This is a genomic window from Kribbella sp. VKM Ac-2568 (assembly GCF_004345365.1).
Taxonomy (GTDB): domain Bacteria; phylum Actinomycetota; class Actinomycetes; order Propionibacteriales; family Kribbellaceae; genus Kribbella; species Kribbella orskensis.
Window position 1 is genome coordinate 111,292 of record NZ_SLVF01000002.1, and the last position, 24,740, is coordinate 136,031.

The window sequence follows — 24,740 nt, forward strand, 5'->3', positions numbered from 1 at the left end:
TTGCCGGTGGCCTCCCCCTCTGTCACGCATGCACGCTCCAGAGTCGCCTGTGGCACCCGGTCCATGGGCCTGAGAGGTTCCGGGGAGGAATTGCCCCTTCGGCGCCCAGCTGCCGTGCCCGTGAAGGACGCGATCTGCTGGGACTCTCCCGAGTGCTGTGTACGGCGTCTCTGAGGTTACCAGGAACCCTCGAAAAGTTCGGGCAGCAGTCGCCCGGCAGCCGGCCGCGCGGCGTCCGCCTGCTGCTCGGTGGCGTACGTCATCGGCCAGCGGACCCGCGTGCCGACGTCCGCCCAGCCGCCGACCGCGGCCAGGAACTTGTCCAGCGCCGGGTTGGACAGACCTGCGCTCTGCAGCGGCGCGATGTGCTCCGCGAAGAATTCCCCGATCCGCCGCTCCAGGTCGAGCGCAGCCGCGGGATCCTTCAAGATCTGCTCGTACCACCGGACGGCACCGGCGGGCGACAGAGCAGCGATATTCGAGTAACTGCCATGCGCTCCCAGCCTGGTCATGCTCGCCAGGAAGTGCCCCCCACACACCGCGGAGATCTACCGAGGTGAGTGGCGCACTGAGTTTGGTCGGGGTCAGCCGGTCATGCGGGCGCGACGGCGGGCGGCGAGCTCGTCGCCGGCGTGGCCGTCGGAGTTGTCGGCGTGCGCGTCGAGACGCTCCGTCGGCAGCTCGGACAGCGATCCCTCGACCTCGCGCCAGACACCGCCGAGGGCGATACCGAAGACCCCTTGCCCGCCGGCCAGCAGATCGATCACCTCGTCGGGCGAAGTGCACATGTAGACCGACGCGCCGTCGCTCATCAGCGTGATCTGGGTCAGGTCATCGATTCCACGCTTGCTCAGGTGGGCGATCGCGCTGCGGATCTGCTGCAGCGAGATACCCGCGTCGAGCAGGCGCTTGATCACTTTCAGCAACAGCACGTCGCGGAAGCCGTACAACCGCTGGGTGCCGGAGCCGGTGGCCGGGCGCACGGATGGCGAAACCAGTCCGGTGCGAGCCCAGTAGTCGAGCTGACGGTAGGTGATACCGGCCGCGGCACACGCGGTCGGGCCGCGGAAACCGACGTCGTCGGGCATCGGCGACAGGTCGTCGTCGAAGAGCAGACCCTGGACGCCGGCGGTGGCTGCCGCCTCGGCATGTGCTTCGGACGTCGACTGCGCCGTCAGATCAGTGTCGCCGGTGCGTGTCACGCCTGAGCCTCCCTGGGTACCGACTGGAACGGATCACATCCGTGGAGTTACAAGACCCCACAACTCCTTCAAGGTAAGCCGCCGACCAGACCCGGTCAACGACAACCGCCCCGAGCCGGACGCGTGTCGCGCCCCCAACTCGAATCGTTACCTGTCCGACCTTGTACCAGCCCACCTCGAATACATCGTACGGCGAGCCCGCATCGCACCCTCGTACGTCGGCCGCTCGACCCAGGACGCGACTCTTCCGTCGCCCAGGCAGCCGATGTCAGTCGACTGCGGACGGCAACCAGGGAGGTACTCAGCTCTTGTCGAAGTCCTCAGGTGTGACGTGGTCGAGGAACTCGCGGAAGCGTTCTACTTCTTCCTCTTCGACTACCTCGTCGTCGTCGGTCTCGCTGTCCGGGACCGGGATGCCGGCCTCGGCCAGGATCTCTTCGGTGCAGAAGACCGGGGTACCGGTACGCAGCGCGAGGGCGATCGAGTCCGACGGGCGGGCGGAGATCTCGGTCTTGTCGTCGAAGACCAGGATCGCCTCGAAGACGCCGTCGGTCAGGTTCACGATCCGGACCTGGCTGAGGGTGTGGCCGAGCACCCGGATCGTCTCGGCGAACAGGTCGTGGGTCAGCGGGCGGGGTGGTTCCATCCCCTGCTGGGCGAAGGCGATCGCACTCGCCTCGGCCGCACCGATCCAGATCGGCAGGTACCGCTCGCCGCCGACCTCCCGGAGCAGCACGATCGGCTGACTCGAGGGCATCTCAACCCGGACTCCGACCACGTCGACTTCGCGCACACCTTCAGCCTACTCTGCGGGCCAGCCCCGGGCTGGCCCCCCAGCCAAGTCCCCGCCACCACAGGTCGAGAGCACCCGCGCAAGTACCCCGGACCACGAGCCGATGCGCCCCGGAGTACTGGCGCGGCGCTCACCGGAGCACGGGCGCGGCGCTCACCGGAGTACGGAGTGCGAACGCAGGGACGGAGTGCGGATCAGCGGGTGAGGCGGGAGCGGACCAGGGCGGCGTGCAGGCGGACGGCCAGCGCGGCGAGCTCCAGGGTCTTGTCGTCGCGGCGCGGCTGGACCACCTGCTCGATCAGGCCCACCTCCCGATCCGCGGCGGCTCGGAACGGCCGCAGGTGCCGCGGTTCCACCCCGTACTGCGCGAACTCGGCGGCCGCCTTCGCGATCAGGATCGCGTCGCCGTCGTAGTGGTTGCCCCGGGCCACCACCAGGTTGTGACTCTCCAACTGCTCGAGCAGTTCGGCGCTGATGTCCGCCGCCGCGCGCAACTCTTCGCGGGTGAGCTTCAGCTCGGTGCCATAGGTGGAGAAGTCCTCGGCGTCCGGCAGCCCGGCCGGTTGTGGCAGGTGCTCGGGCGCTGCGGGCCGTCCGCCCGGAGCGGGGGGACGGAGGCCGCGGTCCATCGCGCCCAGGTGTTCCTTGATCACCTTCAACGGAAGGTACTGGTCGCGCTGGGCGGTCAGGACGTAGCGCAGCCGCCCGAGGTCGGCGGCGCTGAACTTGCGGTAGCCGGACGCGGTCCGCGCCGGCGTCACCAGCCCCTCCGCCTCCAGGAAGCGGATCTTGGAGATGGTGACGTCGGCGAACTCGGTCTGCAGCAGCTGCAGCACCTCGCCGATGCTCCACCCCCCGACCGATGAGCCCCCGACCGATGAGCCCTCGATCGGTGAGTCGCCGACCGTTGCGTCAGGCTTGGCCACTGGCGTAGTAGACCAGACGGTACTTGCCGATCTGGACCTCGTCGCCGTTCGACAGCTGGAGCTCGTCGATCCGGTCCCGGTTCACGTAGGTGCCGTTCAGACTGCCGACGTCACGGACCTTCACGCCCATCCCGTCGCGGCGGAACTCCGCGTGCCGGCGCGACACCGTCACGTCGTCCAGGAAGATGTCGCTGTCGGGGTGGCGGCCCGCGGTGACGACGTCGACGTCCAGCAGGAACCGGCTGCCCGCGTTCGGGCCGCGCTGGACGATCAGCAGCGCGGAGCCGGCCGGCAGTGCGCCGACGGCGGCCTCGTCCTCGTCGGACAGTTGCACACCGGAGTCGAAGCGCTCGGTCTCGGGCTCGATGGTGATCGGGGTGAGCATCGCGGTGTCGGTCACGCCGGGTGCGGTGACCGGACGGTCCGCGCCAGGGAGCATCGTTCCGCACTGCGAGCAGAACTTGCTGCCCTCGGAGTTCTCGTGCCCGCACTGGTTGCAGAACGGCATGCTGTGATCCTCCCGATCGCCGGCGGTCCGGCGACGTTCTCAGTTGATCCCGTGTTGACAGTGTGACTGGCCCGGACAAAAGCCCGGACCTCAACCCTCTACCAGCGGTTGAGGTCCGACAAAACCTATCAGTCCTGGCTTGTCAGTTCTGCTCCAGCTGGCCCTGGTAGGTGTCGGCATCCATCAGCGCCGCCACCTCCTCGTCGTCCTCGACCTGGATGTCGAGCAGCCAGCCCTCGCCGTACGGGTCGGTGTTGACCAGATCCGGCTGGTCGGCCAGGGCCTCGTTGACGGCGGTGACGGTGCCGTTCACGGGGGCGAACAGGTCGCTCACGCTCTTGGTGGATTCCAGCTCGCCACAGGAGTCACCGGCCCGCACCGCGGCCCCGACCTCGGGCAGCTGCACGTACACGATGTCGCCGAGTGCGTCCTGCGCGAAGTCGGTGATGCCGACCCGCACCGGGCCCTCGCCGGCCTTCACCCATTCGTGCTCGGCCGTGTACTTCAGGTCTTCGGGGTACACCTCGGTCCTCTTTCGCTCAAGGGATACTGCTGGCTACTTCGTCGGGCTGGGCGCCGGGCGAGCGTAACGATGCTCGTCGGGCGCGTGCAAGGCGGTGATCTGCACGAGTGGCAGCTCGACCACCTCGGCCGTTCCGCCGATCTGCGGGCCGGTCACCTCACTGACCAGACCGCCGGGGAAGTTGGCCGCCTCGGCCAGGTTGTGGGACTCCCCGATCGCCTCGATCACGTACGGCGAACCGACCTTCTCGCCGTCCACCTTCACTCCGGGGGCATCGTCGATCAGGTCGGTGCTCGCGACCACCCGGACCGCGCCGTTGATCTGGATCGCCTCGGCGCCCGCGTCGCGCAGTTCCTCGATCGCGTCGAGCAGGTTGCTCGAGGTCATCTTGCCGTCCGGGTCGTTCAGGGTGATCCGCACGCCCGGGCCCTGCGCGGGCAGCGTGCCGGCCAGGATGCCGAGCACCCGAACCTGCTGCTCGGCCTGCTCGCGGGCGGTCTGCGCCTTGTCCGCGCTGGAGCTCAGAGTGTTCTTGCGGGCCTCGAGCTCGGTGATCTCGCTCTCCAGCCGGCGGGTGTTCTGGCCCAGGCCGTCCAGGATCGCGATCAGGTCCTCGCGGCGAGCGTTCTGGTAACCGTCGTCGGCCCGGTTCACCCGCACCTGGACGACCGCCACGCACGCCACCAGCGCGAGCACGACGGCGATGATCGCCTGCCCCCGGGACGGCTTGAACCCGGCCTTCAGCCGCCGCAACGCCAGGTTCGGCGTGCGCGGCCGCGGCATCGGCGTAGGAGCCGCCGGATGATCGGGAGACACCGCCTCCGGCGGCCGCGGCTCCTCCTCCGCAGGCTCAGACTTCTCCTGCGCGGTCGACTTCGCGGTCTCATCCGCCCGCGCCGGTTCTCCCGCCCCAGGTGCCGCAGCATGATGCGGCCGATGCTCGCCGGCCCCGCGGTCCCTGGCGCGCGCACTGTCTCCCGCATGGCGCGGCTTGCGCTTCGCGGCTGGCGAACCGGACTGTACTGCGGGCCCCGGCTCGGGCTCGGGCTTCGGCTGCGGGTCCGTCGGCTGACCGGCTTCCGCCTCCACGGCGTCTCCCGAAGTGCCCTCGAACGGTTCAGGCTTCAGATCGTCAGCACCCGGAGCTCCAGCCTTCGAGACATCGGGCGCCGGCTGCTCGGCCTTCGTCGGGTCGACCTCCGCCGGATCGACCTTCGTCTGCTCGGCCTTCGTCGGGCCGACCTCCGCCGGATCGACCTTCGTCTGCTCGACCTTCGTCTGCTCGACCTTCGTCTGCTCGACCTTCGTCGGGTCGGGCTTCGCCGGATCGGGCGTCGGCGGATCGGGCTTCGGGGGTTCCGGGGGCGGAATAGGGTCGTCGGTGCTCATGTCAGGCCCTGAAGATGTGGCGCCGGATGGCCGCCATGTTGGTGAAGATCCGGATGCCCAGGACGACGACCACACCGGTGGACAGCTGGGAGCCGACGCCCAGCTGGTCGCCCAGGTAGACGATCAGCGCCGCGATCAGCACGTTCGACACGAAGGACACGACGAACACCTTGTCGTCGAAGATCCCGTCCAGGAACGCCCGGAGCGCGCCGAAGACCGCGTCGAGCGCCGCCACCACCGCGATCGGCAGGTACGGCTGGGCCCACTCCGGCACATCGGGCGCGACGAGCAGACCGACGACCACGCCGATCACCAGCCCGAGTACGGCGATCATCTCTGCCCACCCACCTTCGCGTACCGCAGCGCGATGGTCGCATCGGCTGGCACCAGCAAGGAATCCTCCGTCGTGATCGTCATCCGGACACCGAAATTGCTGACCAGGTACTGCACCCACTGGCCACCCGAGCTCTGCGCGAACCGGGCCGGCATCGTGGCCTGATCCCCAATCGCGAGCACGGTGTACGGCGGGGTCAGCGAACTGTAGTCGACGGTGATGGCACTGCCCGCGCCACGGATGGCCGTCAGCGAGGTGAGCCGGTGCCCGTTCACCGAGATCGCCTCGGCGCCGGCCGTCCACAGACCGTTGACCAACTGCTGCAGATCGACGTCGAGCAGCCGGCCCTCCTTGTCGGAGGAGTCCTTCGCGTCGTCGATCACGGCCTTCAGTCCCGGGCCGGTCGCCGCCACGGCACCCGTCTGCAGTTCGAGGCCGTCGAGCCTCTGCTGCAGCGCCGCACCGTCGCTGGTGTTGCTCAGCCCGCCGGCCTGCAGACCTCGTACCTCGTCGGCCAGCTTGATCTGCTGGCCGCGCAGGTCGTTCAGCCGGGTGTCGGCCTGGCCGATCCGGGTGATCAGTTCGTTGCGCTGCTTCTCGGCCTCGGGGGCACCGCGGTAGTTCTGCGACGCGGCCACGGTCAGCAGGAAGCCCAGCACGGCCAGCGCGATCACCAGCAGGACCCGATGGCGCGACCTGTTCGGCTTGCCCCCTTGGGACGGCCGCGACCTGGCCGCGACGGCGTAGCCCTCGTCCAGGGGGTGGGCCATCAGGTTGTTGAGCAGCGACATGGACGCGTCGACGCGGCGCTGCCCCGGTGGGGACTGAGTCACGATCTACCCGGCCGGCCCACTGATCGGTTTCACCGTCTGGATGAGGTGACGCAGTTGTACGAAGTACAGAGCGCCGGCCCAGTAGTACAGAGCGGTGCCCCAGATCGCGAACGCCCAGCCGAACACCCGGGCCAGCACGTTCAGGGTGCTGTCGCCGTCGCCCAGCAGGAGCAGCGGGAACGCGTACAGCAGGCAGAAGGTCGCCGACTTGCCGAGGAAATGCACCGGCAGCGCGTTGAAGCCGCGGCGGTGCAGGGCCGGCAGGGTGAAGGTGAGCAGCAGGTCCCGCAGCGGCAGCGCGATCGCCAGCCACCACGGGATGATGTCGCGCAACGCGAGGCCGAGCACCGTCGCGAAGATGTAGAGCCGGTCCGCGACCGGGTCGAGCATCTGGCCGAGCCGGGTGGTCTGGTTCATCCGGCGGGCGATCTGGCCGTCGGCCCAGTCGGTGAACCCGGAGATCGCCAGCACCAGCAGGGCCCAGCCGTCCTCCTCCGGGCCGAGGATCAGCCACAGGAAGAGCGGCACACCCAGCAGCCGGATGAAGCTGAGTGCGTTCGGGATCGTCAGTACCCGGTCGGACACTTCCAAGTCCGGCACGCGACCCTCCCCCTGCTTCGAATCGGGCACCGCGAACCGTGCCCCTGTCCCGGTCGTTACTGTACTTGGGCCCACCAGCAGGTTTCGCCCCGGCCACACTAGGCCTGTACATATTCATTAGGCCCTGGTTTGTCCCTGACTAGGTGAACGCACTCCGAACAGCCGGACTACGCACGCTGCGCACCAGTGATCCGAAGGTATCCCGATCGAGATCTGGCAGCGCCCCACGGCCGCCCACCTGTACGCCGTACAGATCCCTGAGCCGTTCGTTGATGACATCGGCAACCACTTGTCGTGCGCTCTCCTGAAGAGCTCACGCGGGCCTCGTGGGGATCTATGGTGGGCGGAAGGTCGCTGAGGGGAGTGCGCGGGTGAAGTTCCTGATCTTGATCTATGGGAATCCGGAGTCCAGGGAGGTCTGGAACGGGATGTCCGAGGAGCAGCAGAAGGAAGCCATGGTGGGGTACGCCGGGCTGAGCGAGGCGCTGACCGCCAGCGGCGAGTTGATCGTGTCGCACTCGCTGGACGACCCGGCGGGGACGAAGCAGGTGCTGGTGCGGGACGGGAACGTGATGACCACCGACGGCCCGTTCGCCGAGGTGAAGGAGCAATTGGCCGGCTTCTACCTGGTCGAGTGCGACAGCATGGAACGCGCGATCGAGATCGTTCCGCAGATCCCCGAGGCCGAGTTCAGCCTGGTGGAGGTCCGCCCGATCCGAGACCTCAGCCACCTCACCTGATGCCACCTGCTGACCAGCCTTCCCCACCCCTACCTCCCACCGACCCGCCGTCCGCGGAGCAGACGGGAGCCGGTGGGGCCGACGCCGGGACTGAGCGGGCAGGCACTGGGCAGGCCGGCACCGGGCCGCAGGTTGTGGAGCAGCACGTGGAGCAGTTGCTGCGGGAGTTGGCGCCGCAGATCCTCGGTCCGTTGGTACGCCGGTACGGCGGGTTCGACACGTGCGAGGACGCCGTCCAGGAGGCGCTGCTGGCGGCATCGCAGCAATGGCCGGTGGACGGGCTGCCGGACAATCCGCGGAGCTGGCTGATCACCGTCGCGTCGCGGCGGCGGATCGAGATGCTCCGCAACGAGGCGGCCCGGCAACGCCGGGAAGAGACCCTCGCTTCTCTCGAGCCGGCCGAGCGCGCGCCGGTTGCTCAGGCAGACGACACGTTGACTCTGTTGTTCCTGTGCTGCCACCCGTCCCTCACTCCCCCGTCGCAGGTGGCTCTCACCCTGCGCGCCGTCGGCGGTCTCACCACTGGTGAGATCGCGCGCGCCTTCCTTGTACCGGAGTCGACGATCGGCCAACGGATCAGCCGGGCCAAGTCCAAGATCAAGGCGAGCGGCGCGGAGTTCCGCCTGCCGCCGCCCGAGGAGTTGTCCGATCGGCTGGCCGCGGTCCTGCATGTGCTCTACCTGATCTTCAACGAGGGCTACACCGCCAGCTCCGGCGAATCCCTGCACCGTGTCGAGCTGAGCGCGGAGGCGACCCGCCTGACCCGGCAGCTCCGCGACCGCCTGCCCTCCGAAGGCGAGGTCGCCGGCCTGCTCGCCCTGATGCTGCTGACCGACGCCCGCCGTCCCGCCCGTACTTCGCCCAGCGGCGCGCTCGTCCCGCTCCCTGAGCAGGACCGGACCCGCTGGGATCCCCAAGCCGTTGCCGAGGGCACCGATCTCATCACGGAGACGTTGCGCACGGCCCCGGTCGGTCCGTACCAGCTGCAGGCCGCGATCGCCGCAGTACACGATGAGGCCGCCAAGGCCGAGGACACCGACTGGCGCCAGATCGTCGTCCTCTACGAGTTGCTCGAGACGATGGCGCCCGGCCCGATGGTGACGCTGAATCGAATCGTCGCCGTCGCGATGGTCCACGGCCCTCAAGCCGGCCTCGACCGCCTGGAATCAGCAGCCGGCGAACCGGCCCTGAAAGACCATCACCGGGTCGCCGCCGTCCGGGCGCATCTCCTGGAACTGGCTGGAGACCTCGAAGCCGCCCGCGAGGCCTACCGCCAAGCCGCCGCCCTGACCCTCAGCCTCCCTGAACAGCGCTACCTCGAAACCCGCGCCGCCACCCTTTGAGGCAACCTGGTGCGCTCAGACTCGACGCGCGTTCTCGGAAGGGCGGGCCCAGGTCAGCTCAGCGACGATCGTGAGGGCCAAGGTGCCGTCGGCGGAGGCCCAGGGCCGGACGACTTCTTCGATGGCGGCGTCGAAGGCGGCCGACTCGTTGGAAGACATGTGTTCCCGAGCCAATGACGCGGTCGAGTGGAACTGCTCGATGTAGTCGGCGACGGACTGGCGGAACGGCACCGCGGTGCTGGTCGCCGATCCCGTCACCTCGAGAAGGCCTTGCTCACGGAGTGCGTCGACGACGCGGAAGGCCGGGTCGTAGCCGGGACTTCTCGAGTGGCGTTTGAGCACGGTGACCAGGTCCTCGCGCCACGGTACGTCGCGCGGTCCGTGCGTGATCACGGCGAGCTGCGCGTTCGGGGTCATCACCTTGGCCAGCCGGGCAATCGTCTCCTCCCCGCGCATCCAGTGCAGACTCGCGCCGGCGGTGACCAGGGCGTACGGACCTTGCAGCTCGGCCGTCTCCACCGCGTCGACGTACCAGCGCAGGTTCGGCTGATCGCCACCCGGCCGCTGTCGGCCCGCGTCGACCATCGCCGCCGAGATGTCGACGGCATCCACCCGCTCGACTCTCGCCGCGAGCGGTCTGGCGATCGCACCTTCTCCCGCCCCGATGTCGAGTACTACGCGTGGCTCGTCGACGATCAGCTCCTCCAGCCGATCGAACACGTCCTCCGGGTACGGGGGCCGATACCGGTACGCCGCCGCGACGCCCTCGTGCCGGAACGTGGCCCCCAGCTCAGGCTGATCCATGCCCTGATCCACCCTCTCTGATCAGAAACTGACCACACCCTCTCGCGCGTGATCAGAAAACCAGGCAACCCGGCGGGTCACGGCCAGGTCTGGGCGCGTTCAGCGAAGAGGTCTGGGTCGCTGTGGACCGGAATGACGCAGAGCAGGTGACCGCCCGGCGCCCGCAGCGTGTGGCAGCCCTGCCAGCTCGACACCTCGACAGCCCCGAGCCCCTCCAGCCTGGCGACCTCGGCGGCGACATCATCCGTCTCGATGTCGAGGTGATAGCGCGGCGCGTCATCCACCGCCTGCACCGCCAGCACGTACCCCGGCAACGCATCCTGCAGCGTGATGTACTGCGGCTCCCCCGGCGGGCTCTCGGCCCCCACCCCCAGCGCCGCCGACCAGAACGCCGCCGTCTCCGCAGCCTCGTCTTGCGGTGTATCTATCAAGAACGTGCTAACTCGACTCCGATGCATCCCCCGAATCTAGACACCCTCAAGCACCCCCACCACCCGTTTCCTAGCCGCCTGTTCGGCCTCCGAGCCGGCGGGAAATCGAGTTGTCCGGCTTCAGGCCGACCGTGAGTATGAGGCGGGTGAGCGAGGTACGCGCGGAGGGGACGGCGGAGTGGCTGGAGTTCGTGCTTCAGGAGTACCCGCTGGCCGCAGTACAGGCAGTGCGTTGGTGTCTCCGCGGCCTGCGACTCGGTAGCGTGACCGCCGTCGGCATCACCCCGGTACCAGAACCCGGACCTGGTCTCTGATCTCCTGCACGACGACGTCGACCGGGTTGGCGATGTTGATCGTCGCCGCCATGCTGACGAACATGATCGCGGAGACGACGTGCGCGAGCGTCGCGGCGTCGCCGGAGCTGATGCGCTCGTCTCGCCGTAGCACGTCGGCGATCGCGTTTTCGGTCTGCACGGTCAGGACGAGCGCGTCGCGGTGGTGGGGCTCCTCGGGGTCGCCGAAGACGATCTCCCGCAGGTAGGTCCGCCCGTTGTCGATCTGTTTGCGGTTGCACTCCACGACCGGGCGGACGATCGCCATCACCGCGTCGAGCACGTCGGGGATGCTCTCGGCCGCCGACCTGCCTTGTGCGAGCGCATCGGCGTAGGTGGAGTTCTGCACGAGCAGAAGGAGCTCGCCCTTGGTCTTGGCGTACAGAAACAGCGTGCCGGCACCGATGTCGGCCTTATCGGCGATCTCCTGGGTGGTGACCTCGTCGACGCCGCGCTCGGCGAAGAGCTCTCGGGCGGCGGCGGTGATGCGGTCGAGCTTCTGCTGCTTGTTCCGCTCGCGCCGTCCGACTGGTTGGGAGGCGAGTGGCATGGTGCCGTCCTTCTCTGCTGTGGGCTCCTGCTGAGTGGGCTCGAATGTGCCGGCGCTCATTCTTCCACGGCGACGAGGGGAGCCCTCGTGTCGCGGAGCTCCGGATAGAGCGCCTCGACCGGACCGCTCAGAGCTGCCTTGACCTGGGCGGTCAGCTCGTCGGCGATGACCTCGTACTCACCGGTCTCGACGGCGTCGTAGACCTTGGTCACGAGCTCCGTCGGCTGCATCTTGGGCCCGTCCGCGCGCGCGGCCATGCGGATCTCGACGTAGCCCATGTGCACACCCGTCACGTGGACGCCCCGGGGTGCGAGCTCAAGCCGCAGAGAGTTGGTGGCCGACCAGAGCGCTGACGTTCTTTCTGTTGTGGGGTCACCGCATGCGGGTGAGCGATGGCGCTATTGCTGGTAGTGCGGGAGGGCCGCGCCGTCTTTTACGAAGGTCAGCGCCTCGGACGCTTCGTAGGCGTGGACGGCGGAAGCAAAGGGAGCCAGCGCGTCGGACAGGCTCTCGATCTCAGGGCTTTTGAAGAAGGCCGCTCGCGCCGCCGGATCCGCGAAGCCCAGGATCAGCGACGCGTGGAACCGCTGGTCTGCCGGGTTGTCGTGCGCGACGTTCGGGGTGTCCCAGAGTTTCTCGATCCACGGCAGGAAAGTCTGGGTTCTGAGTTCCTTCAGCACGCCCGTGCCGACGAGAGCGCTGGTGAGTTCGATGATGTGCTTCCGGAAATCGACGGCACGTACGCCGTCCCGCCTCCTGAGGTAGATCAGGGCTCGGGCGCCGACGTGCTCGCCGGGCTCGCCCACCTCGTACCAGCGCGACGAGTTCGGTGGCCCGAGGTAAAGCAGCGTCCGCCGGAAGACGTTCACTTCGTCCTTGAACGCCAGCCGGGTCTGCTTCCGGCCCCGCAGCGGCGACAGTGCCGACTGGAACGTGATCTCCGCGACTCCGTCGATCTTGCGTTCGACGGGTATTTCCGTCTCGACGCCGCGGGTTGTCGGCCACAGCCCCGGGTTGACCCCGGCGAGGTGGATCTGCCGGTATTCCTGGAAGCCCTTGGTCGCCGAGATGATCTTCGAGTGCGGCCCCTTCCAGTAGCCCATCGGTGTTTCACGGGGCTGATCGGCGCGTACCCACAGCAGGATGGAGGACGCGAACTGCTTCCTCGGTTGGACCTGCGCTTTCGACAGTGACTTGCTCATATCACTCAATTCCTTTGTTGGTTCGGTTGCGGTGACGGTCAGCGGGCGAGGAAGTCGACGGCGACCGGGGCGAACCTGTCGTGGAACTGGAAGATGCCGCCGTGGCCGGAGTCGGGGTAGATGATCAGCTCCGAGCCCTTGATGCGGCGGTGCAGGTCTTCGGAGAGCACCGAGGGCACCATCCGGTCGTTGTCGCCGTTGGCGATGAGGGTGGGCTGAGTGATCGTCGACAGGTCGGCGGGGGCGGAGCGTCCCCATTTCTTGATCGCCTTGAGCTGGGTCTGGAACGCCCGTACTGCGATCGGCGCGTCGCGGTCCGTGGTGCGCTCCTCGAGGCGCTTCACGAACGCGCGGGCGGCAGGCTTGCCCGTGGCGTTGCGGTTGAAGAACAGGAACTCCTTCGGGTCCGACCGGGTCAGAGTCGCCCGCAGGATGTCGTAGTACGTCGTGCCGGCGACCTTGTCGATGTCCTTCCCACCCGAGGGGCCGGTGCCGGTGAGCACGAGCTTGCGGACCAGGCCGGGGTGCTTCACCACGAGAGCCTGGGCGACCATGCCGCCGAGGGAGAAGGAGAAGATGTCGATCTTGTCGAACCCGAGCGCCGTGATGAAGGTGTAGGCGTCGTCGGCCATCGCCTCGACGCTGTCGGGAACGCGCCCGGTCGAGGCTCCGACGCCCCGGTTGTCGAAGGCGATGACGTGGTGGTCCGCGGCGATGGGGTCGATGATCCGGGGGTCCCAGTTGTCGAGGGTCGCGGCGAGGTGAACGAAGAAGACCACAGGGATCCCGCCCTTCGGCCCCAGCTCGCGGTACGCGAAGGTGACGCCGTTGGCGTCGACCGTGCGGGCGGGCGCGTCCTTGTAGGCGGTGATGACGTTGTCGTTCGTGTTCATGATGTTCTCCTGTTTCCTGGTTCGTGCATGATGAGATGGGTTTGTGAGGTCCTGCTGATGACGGCCTTGCCGCGGATGCCGCCCTTTCCTAGCGACTGCACTGCCTGGATGGTTTGGTCGAAGTCGACGACCCGTCCGACGACGGGACGCAGTACGCCGCTGTCGACGAGCGCCGTGATCTGGCGAAGCTGGTCACCGCTGGCGCGCATGAAGAGGAACTCGTACTTCACGCCGAGGCGCCGGGCCTGGCGGCGGATGCCGCTGCTGAGGGCGGTCATCACCAGCCGGAGCACCGGGTTCGCGCCGAGCTCGCGGGCGAACGCCGAGTCGGGCGGCCCGGCGATCCCGATCGCCTTGCCGCCGGGTCGCAGCACGCGGAGCGACTTCTCGAGGTTCTTCCCGCCGATGCTGTCCAGCACCAGGTCGTACCCGTCGAGGAGCTGTTCGAAGTCCTGGCTGCGGTAGTCGATGACGAAGTCCGCCCCGAGCTCGCGCACGAAGTCGACGTTGCCGGTGCTGACCGTGGTGGCGACCGTGGCGCCGAGGTGCTTGGCGAGCTGGATCGCGATCGTCCCGACTCCGCCGGCGCCGGCGTGGATGAGGACCCGTTGCCCCGGCTGCAGGTTGCCCCGCTCGACGAGTGCCTGCCATGCGGTCAAGGCCACCAGCGGTAGCGAGGCCGCTTCCTCGAGGCTGACCGATGCCGGCTTGAGCGCCAGGTCGGCCTCGGCGACCGCGATGCGCTCCGCGAACGTTCCGATGCGGTCCTTGTCGGGCCGGGCATACACCTCGTCGCCGAACGCGAATCCCTGCACCTTCGCGCCGACGCCGATCACCGTTCCGGCGACGTCGTTGCCGAGGATCTGCGGCAGCTTGTACGGGAGGATCTGCTTGAACTCGCCCGCCCGGATCTTCTCGTCGAGCATGTTGAGCCCGGCAGCCTGGACCTCTACGAGCACGTCGTGATCTCCGACCACGGGCTCGGGGACATCCGCTAGCTGTAACGGCCCCTTGTACTGATTGACGACGAACGCTCGCATGACGACTTTCCTCCTCGTTCCGATGACTTGTTACATGAATCTGAGTTGACTCAATAATGAGTGGACTCAGTCTACTTGTCAAGGGAACTGTCAGGAGAGGCGGCCGACCGCCGGTCGCTGCGCGGGGTATGCGTCCCCGGCGGCGGCTCCGCAACCACGATCCGGGCACACAAATGCCGCCACCCCCGGGTGTGGAGTGACGGCATTCGCGGCTGCGGTACTTCGGGGTTGGTTCAGGTAGAGGGCGCCGCCACCCGCCGCACGCCTAGCGCGACCAGCAGGTTGCCGAACGCTATGTCCCTTGTGAGCGTCCGTCGGCGACACAGCCGCTTCAGTTGCTGCGCACCCCGATGGCGGACCGCCTTCAGCTGAACCCTGTGGTTAAGAGGTTGAGGAAGGTGACGCCGGCCGCGGTCGCGGGGCGCTGGCGGTGCGTCACGACTCCCCCGACCAGGACGCGACTGCCGTCGTCGGCGGTGGACAACTGGTTCGCGCGGAGGATGCCGTGCTCGTCCAAGGCGGCCCGGACGTGCCGGATCGGGTGGTCGTCCGGCGAGATCGTCAGCAGACCACGCCGCCCAGCAACCAACCGCAGGCAGGAGCCCCGGTGGTGAACCCGCAGCAGCCGGCAGCAGCCCGGGTGGGCCGACCGCAGGCGGCAGCGCGCTGAGAGGAGGCGGCGAGTGGGTCGACGGGCGCACAACAGCTGCCGCCGGGTTGGCAGGGAGCTGGGTTCAGTCATAGCTGGCCTCGGCCCACCAGTGGGTGTTGCGGACGGCGAAGAGCCAGGCCCGGCCGTCGGCGCCGACCAGTTGAAAGCGGGCCAGGCGGTTCTCGGCGTCCTCGTCCCACCAGCGCTCCTCCACCGGCCACGGACCCGCCCAGGCGGTGACCGGATGAAGCTTGTTGCTGTCGGCAACCTGTGGGGCCGGCTCGAAGCGGAAGGCGGCAGGCTCGCCGGACAGCACACCCCGGGCGCTCACGGTGACCTGGCGGCCGTCCGCGGCGAGGACCACCGCAGGTTGGGGTGTCGGGTAGACCGTGCTGGGCGCGGGGGTCGGCCAGCGGTTCGCAGTACCGGAGATCGCTCCGGGCCAAGGCATGTCCGGTGGGTTGGCCGGGACCGGGCGGTCGCCCCACGGGACCAGGGTCTGGCGCTCCAGGAAGCCCCGGCCGCCGCCGATCACCACCGAGGCGACACCGCCGTGGCCGAGCATGCTCTGCACCCGAGACAGCGCCCGGTGGATCCGTTCGTCCGGGCCGCCTCCCCAGAGTCCGTCGACGTGGGCGCCGACCGGGTCGACCTGCTCCGGGATCAACCGGATCCGGACCACCGGCGACGTCAGCTCGCTGGTGGCAGTGCCGCTGCCCTGCAACTGCCAGCGGACCCGGTCCACCAGATCGGCCGGGCTGAACCAGCGCGGGTGCAACCACTCCCGCTCGTGCACCCGGCCGGACTCGGTGCCGACCTCGACCCGCAGCGTGGTGCAGACCAGGCCGAGCGTGGTCAGCTGGCCGACCAGTTCGTCGGCGACCGCGCGGACCGCGAACGCGACCTGGTCGACCCGGTCCACCGGCGGCTCGAAGTCGAGCTTCCGGGCCAGCTCGGGTGGTGCCTGCCGGGCGACCACCGGGCGGTCGTCCTCCCCGCGGGCCAGCCGGTGCGCGAACGCGCCGTCCGGGCCGAACCTGGTCAGCACCTCGGTCGGGTGCAGCGCGGCGAAGGCGCCGAGCGACCGGAGGCCGAGCCGCCGGAGCAGATCGGTGAGGGTGGGTTGCTCGAGCGCGTCGACCGTCAACGGCGCCAGGAACTCCGCCGAGCCGCCGCCGGGGATCACCGCCACCCGGGTCACGGCCGAGCTCGCCCGGGCAGCCTGTTCGGCGGCGAACGGCCCGTCGGCGATCCCGACCCGCCCGCCCGGTACGTCGAACGTCTCGAGCCGGTCGAGCAACTTCTCCGCGGCGGCCGGCTCACTCCCGTAGAACCGGCTCGGCCCCCGCGCCTTCAGCGCACACATCCCCGGCCGGATCACCTGGATGCCCGGTGTAAGCGCCTCCAGACAGCCGATCACCGGATCGAAGGCGCGGGCGTCGATCACCGGGTCGTACTTCAGCACCACCAGATCCGGGCAGCGCGACTGAGCATCCCGAGCCCGCAGACCGCGTCGCACCCCTTCCGCCCGAGCAGCCGCCGAACTGGCCAGCACCCGCCCCTTGGCCAGTACTGCGACCGCCGCGTCCGGGGGATGCCCGGCCGCCGTGGCCGCCGCGGTCACCGGCCAGTCGGGGATCCAGACCACCATCGTCCGGGTGAGACTCCCGCTCATCAGCCCACCGCCTCCCACTGCGCAGCCTCCTCGATCGGCTCCCCGGCGCCACCCGAGAACCCGGCGCCACCCGGTCGCGCGGAAGCACCCAGGCCCAGGCCGAACCACTCGGACTCACCAGGCATGGCGGACTCGGTCGGTTCCACCGAGCGGATAGAGCCGTCGATGGCCGGCAGCCAGAGCTGGTGCTGCTTCGGACGCACGGCGGCGCCCCGGCCCGTCACCGCGACGGTCGCCTGCCTGCCGGTGAGATAGCCCTCGCCCAAGCCCAGGCCGGTCCAGCTGTTGCCCTGCACTTCCAGCCGGGCCTCGCTGCCCGGCCAGGAGCCGACCGCGATCAGCATCGCGCCACGTGTTCGCAGCCGGGCCGACAGCCGGGACGCCTCCCCCGATGTCACCTCGCCCGGCGGCCGGACCACCACCACGGTCAGCGCGTCGACCAGCGCCGCGACCACGCTGAGCCAGTCCCGCTCCGGGTCGGGCACCAGCACCAGCCGCTCGAGATCGACCCCGAGACCCTGGGCCGCCTCCGCGCCGAACGAGGGCATCCCGACCACCCCGCACCACGCCCCCTCGGCGGACGGCCCGGCCATCATCGCCATCACCAGCGCCGTGGATCCGCGCACGGAGTACACCGAACCGCCGCGCAGTACGGCACCGGACAGGAGGTCGGAGACGGCCGGCAGTGTGGGCAGCGCACGATCGACGCTCGCGGTGTCCAGCGCCTGCTGCACCCGCGTCTCGGTGGTCCGCGGCGCCGGCACGGTCCGCGCGAACGAAGCAGGACCTGAGCCTGAAACGAGGCGTGAACCTGAAGCTGAGGTCGAGGTCTCCTCCACCTCGAGCTCGACCTCCCGGAGCCGGGCTGCCTTCTGCTCCTTGGCCCGGGCCAGCAACGTCCGCGCCTGATCCAGCGCGGTCACCCGACCGCGCCCAGCACCTCCCGCACCCCGGCTCTGCCCAGCGTTGATCCCGCTCGCTCGACCGCGCTCAGGGTCCACCGCGCTCGCCCGGTCCCGCTCAGCCGGACGCGCAGGCAGCTCAGTCGCAGAAGTCCCCGTCACCCACCCATGTTCGAACACCTGTTCGACTCATGTCAATTCTTCCGAGCCGAACCAGGCCGAACTAGACCGACTTGATGATGAGCTCGTCGGTGACCCATTGTGCGACGTCGGCGGGATACGGCGCCGGCAGTCCGAGGACGATGTGCTGGAAGCCGGCGTCGATCGCTTCACCGATCGCTTCCCGGGTGGTGCTGGGCTCCTCGTAGGAGACCGGCAGGTGGATCGACCGGGTGATCGAGGCGGGGTCGCGACCGATCTCGGCGCAGTACCGGTCCAGCAGTGCGCTGCGGCGGATGACGTCGTCGATGTCGCCACCGGGAATGTTCCACGCGTCGGCGTGCTCAGCGGCCACGCGCAGTACGGCGGCCGAGCGGCCGCCGATGAGGATCGGCGGGTGGGGGCGCTGGACGGGTTTGGGGTTGCCGAACGCTCCGGTGAGGTGGAGGTAGGTGCCATCGAAGTCGAACGGCTCAGCCTCGGTCCACAACCGCCGGATCACCGTGCACGCTTCGGCGAGGCTGCCCACGGCGTGGGCGGAGTCATGGAAGGGCAGGCCGTGTGCTTCGTACTCACGCCGGGCCAGCGGGTGGCTGGGTCGTGAGCCTGCGCCGATTCCGAAGTCGAGCCGACCGCGGGAGACGATGTCGACGGTCGCGGCGATCTTGGCCAGCATCGCGGGCGGCCGGAAGCGGTTGCTCGTCACGAGTACGCCGAGACGCAGTCGTTGGGTCTGTGCGGCGAGTGCGGAGAGCAATGTCCACCCTTCGTACGTCGGTCCGCCCGGGTCGCCGCCGATCGGCATGAGGTGATCGAACAGCCACGCATGCTCGATCTCAGGGATGGCGTCCGCCTCGCGCCAGACCCGCAGTACGTCGTGGTAGTCGACTTGCATCGGGGCGGTCATGATCCCGAAACGAGTCCGGGGTGTTTGCGGCATGGGTGGTCCCTTCAGAGTGACGAGCGTTCAGCGACGGCGCAGGGACGCGTCGAGCAGGGCGGGTGGGGTGTCGAACTTCTCGTCCGCGGCGAGGTCGACCCCGGGAGCGACGATCGAATCGATCGCGTCGAGTACGTCGGCGGTGAGCACGATGTCCGCGGCGGCGAGTTGGGAGTGCAGGTGGTCCAGCGTGCGGGGACCGATGATCGCGCTGGTCACGGCCGGGTGCGCGGTGACGAATCCGAGCGCGAGCTGGATCATGGTCAGGCCCGCCTGGTCGGCGACCTTGGCCAGCTGCTCGACGGCATCGAGTCTGGCCCGGTTGGCGGGGATGGCGAGGTCGAAGCGTTCCGGCAGGACGTTCGAACGGCTGGTGGTGATTTCCCGGCCCTCGCGGATCGCCCCTGACAGCCAGCCCGAGGCCAACGGACTCCACGCCAGCACGCCGAGTCCGTACTGCTCGGTCACGGGCAGGACGTGGGTCTCGATCCCGCGCTGCAGGATCGAATAGCTAGGCTGTTCGGTGACATACCGACTCAGATGGTTCTCCCGGGCGGCCCACTCGGCCTGCACGATGCGATACGCGGGGAACGTCGACGAGCCGAAGTAGCGGATCTTTCCCGCGCGCTGCAGGTCTGTCAGCGCCGACAGCGTCTCCTCGTCGCTGGTGGCCGGGTCCCACCGATGGATCTGGTAGAGGTCAACATGGTCGACGCCCAGGCGGCGCAGGCTGTTGTCCAGTTCGGTGACCAGCCAGCGGCGAGAGCTGCCTCGGTGGTTGCGCTCGTCGCCCATCGGCATGTTCGCCTTCGTAGCCAGCACGATGTCGTCGCGGCGGCCGGCGATGGCCTTGCCGACCATCTCCTCCGACTCGCCCTGGCTGTATATGTCGGCGGTGTCGATGAGGTTGATCCCGCCTTCCAGGGCGGCGTCGACCATGGCGGTGGCCTCGTCCTGGGTGGTGCGCCCGATGCTGCCGAAGTTCATCGCGCCGAGCACGAGGGTGCTGACGTGCACACCGGTGCGGCCCAAGGTGCGGTACTGCATGACTGTTCCTCCAGGAAAGGTGGGGATTGGTCCCGGCTCCCCTGTTCTGGCATCCTGAACAAGCGGAGCGGTGTTCCGCTAACCAACATACGGAACGTTGTTCCGTTTGCCAAGTGCGGTGATGGAGGTAGTGGCGCAGTGGTCGACGTCGACAGCGGGTCAGGGTCGTCAGCCCCGCGGAAGCGGGCCGACGCCCGGCGGAACGAGCAGACACTGCTGGACGCGGCCGCCGCGGCTTTCGTCAGTTCCGGCGTCGATGTGCCCGTGCGCGACATCGCCGCCAAGGCCGGGGTCGGCGTCGGCACGATCTACCGCCACTTCCCGACGCGAGCCGATCTCATCGTTGCCGTCTACCGGCACCAAGTGGAGGCCTGCGCCGAGGCCGGTCCGACCCTGCTGGCGAGCAGCAGCACACCGCACGCCGCCCTCGCGAGTTGGATCGACCTCTTCGTCGACTTCCTGGTCACCAAGCACGGCCTCGCCGAGGCGCTGCAGTCCGACAATGCCGCATTCCAGACTCTGCACGCCTACTTCCTCGACCGCCTCGTCCCCGTGTGCGCCGAACTGCTCGACGCCGCAGCCAAGGCCGGCGAGATCCGCGCCGACGTGGAAGCCTTCGAACTGATGCGCGGCGTCGGCAACCTCTGCATCGGCGCAGCCAACAACTCCCGCTACGACGCCCGCCGCATGGTCACCCTCCTAATCGCCGGCCTACGCCTCCACTGAGGAGACTCCCCGCCCACGAGGTCGACCGCCCGCATGTGGTCCGGCTCATGTGGCGGAGTTCAGCCTGGTCGCGATCGATGGTGCGAAGCTCGAGCTGCCGAGCCTGACGAATGCCCTGGCCGGCGCGCGCAACGCCGTACCGGGTCTGAAGATCGGGATCGAGGAGTTCGAGGTACTGATCCGGACCGACGAGGTCGCGGTGGTCCAGTTCCTCGAGCGGCACTCGGTCGGTTCGCTGCGGCGGGTGACCGCGGTCCTGGTCCCGGATCCGTCCGCCCGGTACGGCGTGCGGTGGTCGAGCGTGCACGAGACGCCCGTTCTCCGAGCGCGGGGGACCTGCGAGAGTGGGGGTATGCCGAGAACGATTGCCACCAACACCAAGGTCGACACGGACGCGCTGCTGGAGTTCGTACGGCCGCGCCACCACATGCTGCTGATCACCCGCCGGGCCGACGGTACGCCGCAGGCCTCCCCGGTGTCGGGCGGTGTCGACGAGCAGGGCCGGATCGTCATCTCGTCGTACCCGGAGCGGGCCAAGAGCACCAACGTGAAGCGGGACGCGCACACCAGCGTCGTCGTCCTGTCCGACGACTGGAACGGCCCGTGGGTACAGGTCGACGGCGCCGGCGAGGTGATCGAACTCCCCGACGCGGTCGAGCCCCTGGTCGACTACTTCCGCTCGATCTCCGGCGAGCACCCCGACTGGGACGAGTACCGCGAGGCGATGGTCAAGCAGGGCAAGTGCCTCATCCGCATCACCCCCGAACGCTGGGGCCCAGTAGCCACCGGCGGCTTCCCCGCCCGCTTGGCCGACTGAGCAGTACTCCGGTACTCCGGTCCGCCGCGCTGAGGCGGTTCAGGTCTAGGAGGTCGTCGTACCGACAAATGCCGAGTGGCTCCAACCGGTGCGGCCTCGGGTGGATCTCGGCCACACAGGTTCAAGTGGTTGCGGCTCCGGGCCACCGGCAGGCCGTCGATGGCGGGTTGTTCGGCCACTGGCGCCTTACCCAGCCGCCAGCCAGCGAGCAACCCGCCAGCGGCCGAGCAACATGCCGCATCAGCCGCGAATCGGCGCCCCCCTTGTACCGAAGGAAGTAGTCGCCGCACACACCACCCCGGCAGGCAACCCACGCCTGGTACCTAAGCGACCGCGCAGGTACTACCTGTCACTCGGTACACCCAGCCCGGAAAGTCTCCCCGACCCGGCTCACACCTCTCCGCGGGAGCCCGCGAACCACCCGCATTCATGCCGGGACACAGCACCCGCACTCATACCGGCCGAACCCCCCGCACCCGATGTTCGCCCACTGCCTGCCGGAGCACGCCGGCGTACGGGGCGGAAGGTTCAGTCCTTGGTGTAGCGGCGGGCCATGGTTTCGGTGATGCGTTGCATGGCGCCTTCCAGGTGTTCTCGGAGGGCTGCTTCGGCGCCTGGTTCGTCGTGGGCCAGGCAGGCGTCGAGGATCGCCTGGTGTTCGCGGCGGGTCTGCTCGATGCGGGCCTTGGTCTGGCGGGAGCCGAAGCGGTAGCGCTCGCTGTTCTGCCAGACGGGCTCGATCGCGCGCGGGAGCCAGCGGGACCCGCCGGCGCGGTAGATCGCGAAGTGGAACTCGGTGTGCGCCTGCCGGGAGGCGATGATGTCGCCCACCTTGGACAGCCGGACGTGCTCGGCCAGGGCGGCCCGGGCCAGGGTCGCGTCTGCGTCGCTGAAGCGGGTCGCGGCGGCCCGGACCGCGAGGGTCTCCAGCGCGAGCCGGGTCTCGTGCGTGTCGCGCAGGTCTTCCATCGACAGCTCGCGCACCCAGGCGCCCTTGTGCGGCACGATCTCGACCAGCCCGAGCGCCTGCATCCGGCGGAGTCCCTCGCGGATCGGCATCTGGCTCATGTCCAGCCGCTTGGCGAGCTCCTCCAGCCGCAGCGCCGTACCGCTCGGGAGCTCGCCGGACAGGATGAGCTCGTGCAGTTCGGCGGCCGCTTCCTCCGCCAGCGTGCGCCGGCCGCTCGGTCCCCCGGGCGTGAGCTCGAGTCGTCGGGTCATGGGGTGTGGGTTACCTCTCTCCATCACAGTGCGCACGTACTGGAGCGGCCGCGGCAGTCCGGTGTCTGCGAGGTAACCGTAGCGGGGAGTTGGCGATCTGCGGCACTCCGACAACAGATTGCCCAACACCGCGTCACCCGAGGTCCTGGCACCCCGAACCCCTGGCACCCGAACCCCTGGCACCCGAAGCCGCGTCACGCGAACCTGCTCACGTCCAGCAGCACCCGCCGGTCGGCCGGACCGCTGACCAGCAGGTCCAGGGCGTCCTCGGCGTGCAGGGCCGGTACCACCTCGATCTCCGGCCGGATCTGCGCCGGCGTGATGTCGGCCAGCACCTGGGCGACGGTCCCCGGCTCGATCGTGGTGCGCTGCATGTTCACCGGCAGCACCCGCAGGTCGCGGCCGATCAGCTGGTGCAGGTCGAGGGTGGCGAACTCGCCGGCCGTGTAGCCGAGGGCAACGAGCCGTCCGCCCGGGGTGATGTGGCTCATCACGCCGCTGGTGACGGGGCCGCCCACGGTGTCGATCGCCGCGTTGCACCACGGCAGCTCGCGACCGACCTGACCCAGCTCGTCCACCCGGACGATCTGGTCGACCAGCCCCTGGATCGAGTCCACCGACTCCCCGGCGCGCGCCAGGCCGATCACCTTCATCGCCCCGGCGGAGCGCGCCACTGCCGCACACAGCCGGCCGACCAGCCCGGTGATCCCGGTGACTACGACGGTCTCGGCCTCGACGATCTGCCCGACCCGCCGTACTGCGGTGTGGGCGGTCAGCGCGGGCGCCAGCATCGCCACGGCGGCGGCCAGCTCCATGCCGTCGGGCAGCGGATGCACGGAAGCGTCCGGTACGACGGCCAGCTCGCCCCAGGTGCCAGGCCGGGAGACCCCGACTCCCCCGCCGCGGATCACCACCCTGGTGCCGACCGGGAACCGCTCCGAGCTGAGCACCACGCCGGAGCCTTCCGACCCGGGCGTGAACGGCGGCTGCAGCTGTTGCTGTGCCAGCTTGCCCGCGAGCACCGTGCGGTCCAGCTGGGTCACCGAGGCGTACCGCATCTCGACCAGCGTCTCGCCGGCCCCCGCCGACAGTTCGACCTCTTCGGCCTTCAACTGCTCGCCGGGGCCGTAACAGCGCAGCGCAGTGGCTCTCCGCCCGCTCATCCACCCACTCCACTCGTACGCATATCCCCCGCCTGGATTTGATATCTGATCACATGTCGGTCCTGCTTGAAAGGCCTTCTCACGCTGAAACGGCCCCCTTCTTCAGCGGCCGGGTGATCCGTTCGGACACCGTCGCCCGAGCAGCCGCCCGGCCTAGATCGATTCGTTCGCTGCCCATCGGGAAAGGCCAGTCACTTCCGGCCAGCACCCGATCGGATCCGAACGTCGCCCCCAGCAACGCCAGTACTGCGGTGTCGTGCACCAGGTCGTCCACGTAGAACTGCCGCAAGGCTTCTGCCACGGACAGCGACGGTGGTTCGATCCCTGGTCGTGCGGTGTCGATCCCCCGCTGCCAGCGCCCGGCCAGAGCCGCCGTCACGCCGCCACCGTGGCAGAGGCAGAACCGGATGCCGGGGAACCTCCCGGGGACGTCGGCAAAGACCAGTTCGGCCGCGGCAAGCCCTGTCTCGTAGGGATTGCCCAGCAGGTTCGACAAGTAGAAAGCCTCGAGCCGGCTGTCGTGGCTGTGGCTCGGGTGGATCAGGGTGAACGCCTCGAGGCGGTCCAGCTCCCGCCAGACGTGGTCCAGCGCGGTGAAGCCCGCAGTACCGAGGGCGAAGCCGCTGAAGACGCCCTCGTCGGCCAGCGCCGAGGCGACCTCCGGAGCTGCGGGGTCGAGCAGCGGGAGCTGGCCGAGCACGCGCAGCCGCGGAGTGGCGAGCTCGCGGAGCCCTTGGTTCACAAGGGAGGCCCACTCGACGCCCTGGTCGTAGCGGAACAGCGCAGGCGGCACAGACACCACTGCGCCGTCCAACTGCTGCTCGTCGATCCACTCCAGCAGCGCGGCCGGATTCGCCAGGCGCTGCAGCGGCAACCGCTCGCGCCCGTCGACCACCAGCGCGCCGCCTTCGACAGCCAGCCCGAAGGCACCATGATGCGCCGCCGCGAGCACCGTCGGCGGTATCAGGTGGGTGTGGACGTCCCAGCCAGCCATG

General features: G+C 69.0%; 30 protein-coding genes and 1 riboswitch. Of the genes, 5 read left to right on the plus strand and 25 right to left on the minus strand.

The window, feature by feature from the left end:
• Positions 1-47: 47 nt before the first annotated feature.
• Positions 48-161, minus strand: a riboswitch (glycine riboswitch).
• Between the two features lie 15 nt (positions 162-176).
• The 10 genes from EV648_RS04375 to EV648_RS04420 all read right to left on the minus strand — a co-directional run bounded on the left by EV648_RS04375 (position 177) and on the right by EV648_RS04420 (position 7,108).
• Positions 177-512 carry a hypothetical protein gene (locus tag EV648_RS04375; RefSeq protein ID WP_241994882.1) on the minus strand — a complete coding sequence of 112 codons (336 nt, stop codon included), beginning with the start codon at positions 510-512 and terminating at the stop codon, positions 177-179.
• 72 nt (positions 513-584) lie between these two features.
• A complete protein-coding gene (locus tag EV648_RS04380; RefSeq protein WP_132285267.1) occupies positions 585-1,202 on the minus strand; it encodes a MerR family transcriptional regulator in 618 nt (205 codons plus the stop codon).
• Positions 1,203-1,503: 301 nt separating this feature from the next.
• Positions 1,504-1,995: a bifunctional nuclease family protein gene (locus tag EV648_RS04385; protein WP_020389936.1), complete on the minus strand. Its 492-nt coding sequence runs from the start codon at positions 1,993-1,995 to the stop codon at positions 1,504-1,506.
• Between the two features lie 194 nt (positions 1,996-2,189).
• The gene (locus EV648_RS04390; protein ID WP_370452694.1) at positions 2,190-2,921 is read right to left on the minus strand and encodes a MerR family transcriptional regulator; all 732 of its coding nucleotides are present in this window, start codon (positions 2,919-2,921) and stop codon (positions 2,190-2,192) included.
• Positions 2,908-3,429, minus strand: a complete 522-nt coding sequence (locus EV648_RS04395; protein ID WP_132285269.1) for an FHA domain-containing protein — start codon at positions 3,427-3,429, stop codon at positions 2,908-2,910. The genes EV648_RS04390 and EV648_RS04395 overlap by 14 nt, the downstream gene beginning before the upstream one ends.
• A gap of 142 nt (positions 3,430-3,571) precedes the next feature.
• Positions 3,572-3,952 (minus strand): glycine cleavage system protein GcvH, encoded by a 381-nt coding sequence (gcvH, locus tag EV648_RS04400; RefSeq protein WP_132285271.1) that lies wholly within the window; start codon positions 3,950-3,952, stop codon positions 3,572-3,574.
• Between the two features lie 33 nt (positions 3,953-3,985).
• On the minus strand, positions 3,986-5,341 hold the full coding sequence (locus EV648_RS43800) for a DUF881 domain-containing protein (RefSeq protein ID WP_241994883.1): 1,356 nt from the start codon (positions 5,339-5,341) through the stop codon (positions 3,986-3,988).
• 1 nt (position 5,342) lies between these two features.
• The gene (locus EV648_RS04410; RefSeq protein ID WP_132285273.1) at positions 5,343-5,675 is read right to left on the minus strand and encodes a small basic family protein; all 333 of its coding nucleotides are present in this window, start codon (positions 5,673-5,675) and stop codon (positions 5,343-5,345) included.
• Positions 5,672-6,508: a DUF881 domain-containing protein gene (locus EV648_RS04415; RefSeq protein ID WP_241994884.1), complete on the minus strand. Its 837-nt coding sequence runs from the start codon at positions 6,506-6,508 to the stop codon at positions 5,672-5,674. Before EV648_RS04415 ends, EV648_RS04410 begins: the two co-directional genes overlap by 4 nt.
• Positions 6,509-6,511: 3 nt before the next feature.
• The gene (locus EV648_RS04420) at positions 6,512-7,108 is read right to left on the minus strand and encodes a CDP-alcohol phosphatidyltransferase family protein (RefSeq protein WP_132285275.1); all 597 of its coding nucleotides are present in this window, start codon (positions 7,106-7,108) and stop codon (positions 6,512-6,514) included.
• Between the two features lie 371 nt (positions 7,109-7,479).
• Here EV648_RS04420 and EV648_RS04425 point away from each other — a divergent pair, with 371 nt between their 5' ends.
• A complete protein-coding gene (locus EV648_RS04425; protein WP_132285277.1) occupies positions 7,480-7,848 on the plus strand; it encodes a YciI family protein in 369 nt (122 codons plus the stop codon).
• Positions 7,849-7,994: 146 nt separating this feature from the next.
• On the plus strand, positions 7,995-9,191 hold the full coding sequence (locus tag EV648_RS04430) for an RNA polymerase sigma factor (protein ID WP_241994885.1): 1,197 nt from the start codon (positions 7,995-7,997) through the stop codon (positions 9,189-9,191).
• A gap of 15 nt (positions 9,192-9,206) precedes the next feature.
• Here EV648_RS04430 and EV648_RS04435 read toward each other — a convergent pair whose 3' ends face one another.
• On the minus strand, positions 9,207-9,995 hold the full coding sequence (locus EV648_RS04435) for a trans-aconitate 2-methyltransferase (protein ID WP_132285281.1): 789 nt from the start codon (positions 9,993-9,995) through the stop codon (positions 9,207-9,209).
• A 77-nt stretch (positions 9,996-10,072) separates the two neighbouring features.
• Positions 10,073-10,453 carry a VOC family protein gene (locus EV648_RS04440; protein ID WP_132285283.1) on the minus strand — a complete coding sequence of 127 codons (381 nt, stop codon included), beginning with the start codon at positions 10,451-10,453 and terminating at the stop codon, positions 10,073-10,075.
• A 119-nt stretch (positions 10,454-10,572) separates the two neighbouring features.
• On the opposite strand from EV648_RS04440, the gene EV648_RS42425 reads away from it, so the two are divergent.
• Positions 10,573-10,740, plus strand: coding sequence for a hypothetical protein (locus EV648_RS42425; protein ID WP_158293898.1), 168 nt, complete (start codon positions 10,573-10,575; stop codon positions 10,738-10,740).
• Here the strand turns inward: EV648_RS42425 and EV648_RS04445 are convergent.
• From EV648_RS04445 to EV648_RS04490, 10 genes are all read right to left on the minus strand, one after another.
• Positions 10,706-11,368, minus strand: a complete 663-nt coding sequence (locus tag EV648_RS04445; protein ID WP_241994886.1) for a TetR/AcrR family transcriptional regulator — start codon at positions 11,366-11,368, stop codon at positions 10,706-10,708. The two genes, EV648_RS42425 and EV648_RS04445, sit on opposite strands and share 35 nt — an antisense overlap.
• Positions 11,365-11,601 carry a hypothetical protein gene (locus EV648_RS04450; RefSeq protein ID WP_206751928.1) on the minus strand — a complete coding sequence of 79 codons (237 nt, stop codon included), beginning with the start codon at positions 11,599-11,601 and terminating at the stop codon, positions 11,365-11,367. Before EV648_RS04450 ends, EV648_RS04445 begins: the two co-directional genes overlap by 4 nt.
• A gap of 105 nt (positions 11,602-11,706) precedes the next feature.
• The gene (locus EV648_RS04455; protein ID WP_132285285.1) at positions 11,707-12,510 is read right to left on the minus strand and encodes a strictosidine synthase; all 804 of its coding nucleotides are present in this window, start codon (positions 12,508-12,510) and stop codon (positions 11,707-11,709) included.
• A 38-nt stretch (positions 12,511-12,548) separates the two neighbouring features.
• Positions 12,549-13,403: an alpha/beta fold hydrolase gene (locus tag EV648_RS04460; RefSeq protein WP_132285287.1), complete on the minus strand. Its 855-nt coding sequence runs from the start codon at positions 13,401-13,403 to the stop codon at positions 12,549-12,551.
• Complete coding sequence (locus EV648_RS04465; RefSeq protein WP_132285289.1) at positions 13,400-14,443, minus strand: NADP-dependent oxidoreductase; 1,044 nt, start codon at positions 14,441-14,443, stop codon at positions 13,400-13,402. The genes EV648_RS04460 and EV648_RS04465 overlap by 4 nt, the downstream gene beginning before the upstream one ends.
• Before the next feature lie 364 nt (positions 14,444-14,807).
• The gene (locus tag EV648_RS04470) at positions 14,808-15,185 is read right to left on the minus strand and encodes a hypothetical protein (RefSeq protein WP_132285291.1); all 378 of its coding nucleotides are present in this window, start codon (positions 15,183-15,185) and stop codon (positions 14,808-14,810) included.
• A complete protein-coding gene (locus EV648_RS04475) occupies positions 15,178-16,770 on the minus strand; it encodes a DNA polymerase Y family protein (RefSeq protein WP_199234430.1) in 1,593 nt (530 codons plus the stop codon). The genes EV648_RS04470 and EV648_RS04475 overlap by 8 nt, the downstream gene beginning before the upstream one ends.
• Complete coding sequence (locus EV648_RS04480; protein WP_241994887.1) at positions 16,770-17,693, minus strand: hypothetical protein; 924 nt, start codon at positions 17,691-17,693, stop codon at positions 16,770-16,772. The genes EV648_RS04475 and EV648_RS04480 overlap by 1 nt, the downstream gene beginning before the upstream one ends.
• Positions 17,694-17,895: 202 nt before the next feature.
• Positions 17,896-18,738, minus strand: coding sequence for an LLM class flavin-dependent oxidoreductase (locus EV648_RS04485; protein WP_241994888.1), 843 nt, complete (start codon positions 18,736-18,738; stop codon positions 17,896-17,898).
• 60 nt (positions 18,739-18,798) lie between these two features.
• Positions 18,799-19,818 (minus strand): aldo/keto reductase, encoded by a 1,020-nt coding sequence (locus tag EV648_RS04490; protein ID WP_132285295.1) that lies wholly within the window; start codon positions 19,816-19,818, stop codon positions 18,799-18,801.
• Between the two features lie 138 nt (positions 19,819-19,956).
• Here EV648_RS04490 and EV648_RS04495 point away from each other — a divergent pair, with 138 nt between their 5' ends.
• Together EV648_RS04495 and EV648_RS45040 are read left to right on the plus strand one after the other, a co-directional pair.
• Positions 19,957-20,544 (plus strand): TetR/AcrR family transcriptional regulator, encoded by a 588-nt coding sequence (locus EV648_RS04495; protein ID WP_132285297.1) that lies wholly within the window; start codon positions 19,957-19,959, stop codon positions 20,542-20,544.
• 49 nt (positions 20,545-20,593) lie between these two features.
• Positions 20,594-21,361 (plus strand): TIGR03618 family F420-dependent PPOX class oxidoreductase, encoded by a 768-nt coding sequence (locus EV648_RS45040; protein ID WP_370452695.1) that lies wholly within the window; start codon positions 20,594-20,596, stop codon positions 21,359-21,361.
• A 528-nt stretch (positions 21,362-21,889) separates the two neighbouring features.
• Here the strand turns inward: EV648_RS45040 and EV648_RS04505 are convergent.
• The 3 genes from EV648_RS04505 to EV648_RS04515 form a co-directional block, all read right to left on the minus strand.
• Complete coding sequence (locus tag EV648_RS04505; protein WP_132188266.1) at positions 21,890-22,582, minus strand: GntR family transcriptional regulator; 693 nt, start codon at positions 22,580-22,582, stop codon at positions 21,890-21,892.
• Positions 22,583-22,776: 194 nt separating this feature from the next.
• A complete protein-coding gene (locus EV648_RS04510; protein ID WP_132285299.1) occupies positions 22,777-23,745 on the minus strand; it encodes a zinc-binding alcohol dehydrogenase family protein in 969 nt (322 codons plus the stop codon).
• A gap of 79 nt (positions 23,746-23,824) precedes the next feature.
• Positions 23,825-24,739, minus strand: a complete 915-nt coding sequence (locus tag EV648_RS04515) for an amidohydrolase family protein (RefSeq protein WP_132285301.1) — start codon at positions 24,737-24,739, stop codon at positions 23,825-23,827.
• Between the last annotated feature and the right edge of the window lies 1 nt (position 24,740).

Excerpts from the sequence above, each read along its gene's own strand:
- EV648_RS04440 (WP_132285283.1), bottom strand. The coding sequence starts at position 10,453 with ATGCATCGGAGTCGAGTTAGCACGTTCTTGATAGATACACCGCAAGAC.
- EV648_RS04445 (WP_241994886.1), bottom strand. The coding sequence starts at position 11,368 with ATGAGCGCCGGCACATTCGAGCCCACTCAGCAGGAGCCCACAGCAGAG.
- EV648_RS04395 (WP_132285269.1), bottom strand. The coding sequence starts at position 3,429 with ATGCCGTTCTGCAACCAGTGCGGGCACGAGAACTCCGAGGGCAGCAAG.
- EV648_RS04485 (WP_241994888.1), bottom strand. The coding sequence starts at position 18,738 with ATGACCGCCCCGATGCAAGTCGACTACCACGACGTACTGCGGGTCTGG.
- EV648_RS04515 (WP_132285301.1), bottom strand. The coding sequence starts at position 24,739 with ATGGCTGGCTGGGACGTCCACACCCACCTGATACCGCCGACGGTGCTC.
- EV648_RS04475 (WP_199234430.1), bottom strand. The coding sequence starts at position 16,770 with ATGAGCGGGAGTCTCACCCGGACGATGGTGGTCTGGATCCCCGACTGG.
- EV648_RS04465 (WP_132285289.1), bottom strand. The coding sequence starts at position 14,443 with ATGCGAGCGTTCGTCGTCAATCAGTACAAGGGGCCGTTACAGCTAGCG.
- EV648_RS04505 (WP_132188266.1), bottom strand. The coding sequence starts at position 22,582 with ATGACCCGACGACTCGAGCTCACGCCCGGGGGACCGAGCGGCCGGCGC.
- EV648_RS04455 (WP_132285285.1), bottom strand. The coding sequence starts at position 12,510 with ATGAGCAAGTCACTGTCGAAAGCGCAGGTCCAACCGAGGAAGCAGTTC.
- EV648_RS04460 (WP_132285287.1), bottom strand. The coding sequence starts at position 13,403 with ATGAACACGAACGACAACGTCATCACCGCCTACAAGGACGCGCCCGCC.
- EV648_RS04435 (WP_132285281.1), bottom strand. The coding sequence starts at position 9,995 with ATGGATCAGCCTGAGCTGGGGGCCACGTTCCGGCACGAGGGCGTCGCG.
- EV648_RS43800 (WP_241994883.1), bottom strand. The coding sequence starts at position 5,341 with ATGAGCACCGACGACCCTATTCCGCCCCCGGAACCCCCGAAGCCCGAT.
- EV648_RS04490 (WP_132285295.1), bottom strand. The coding sequence starts at position 19,818 with ATGCAGTACCGCACCTTGGGCCGCACCGGTGTGCACGTCAGCACCCTC.
- EV648_RS04375 (WP_241994882.1), bottom strand. The coding sequence starts at position 512 with ATGACCAGGCTGGGAGCGCATGGCAGTTACTCGAATATCGCTGCTCTG.
- EV648_RS04410 (WP_132285273.1), bottom strand. The coding sequence starts at position 5,675 with ATGATCGCCGTACTCGGGCTGGTGATCGGCGTGGTCGTCGGTCTGCTC.
- EV648_RS04510 (WP_132285299.1), bottom strand. The coding sequence starts at position 23,745 with ATGAGCGGGCGGAGAGCCACTGCGCTGCGCTGTTACGGCCCCGGCGAG.
- EV648_RS04470 (WP_132285291.1), bottom strand. The coding sequence starts at position 15,185 with ATGACTGAACCCAGCTCCCTGCCAACCCGGCGGCAGCTGTTGTGCGCC.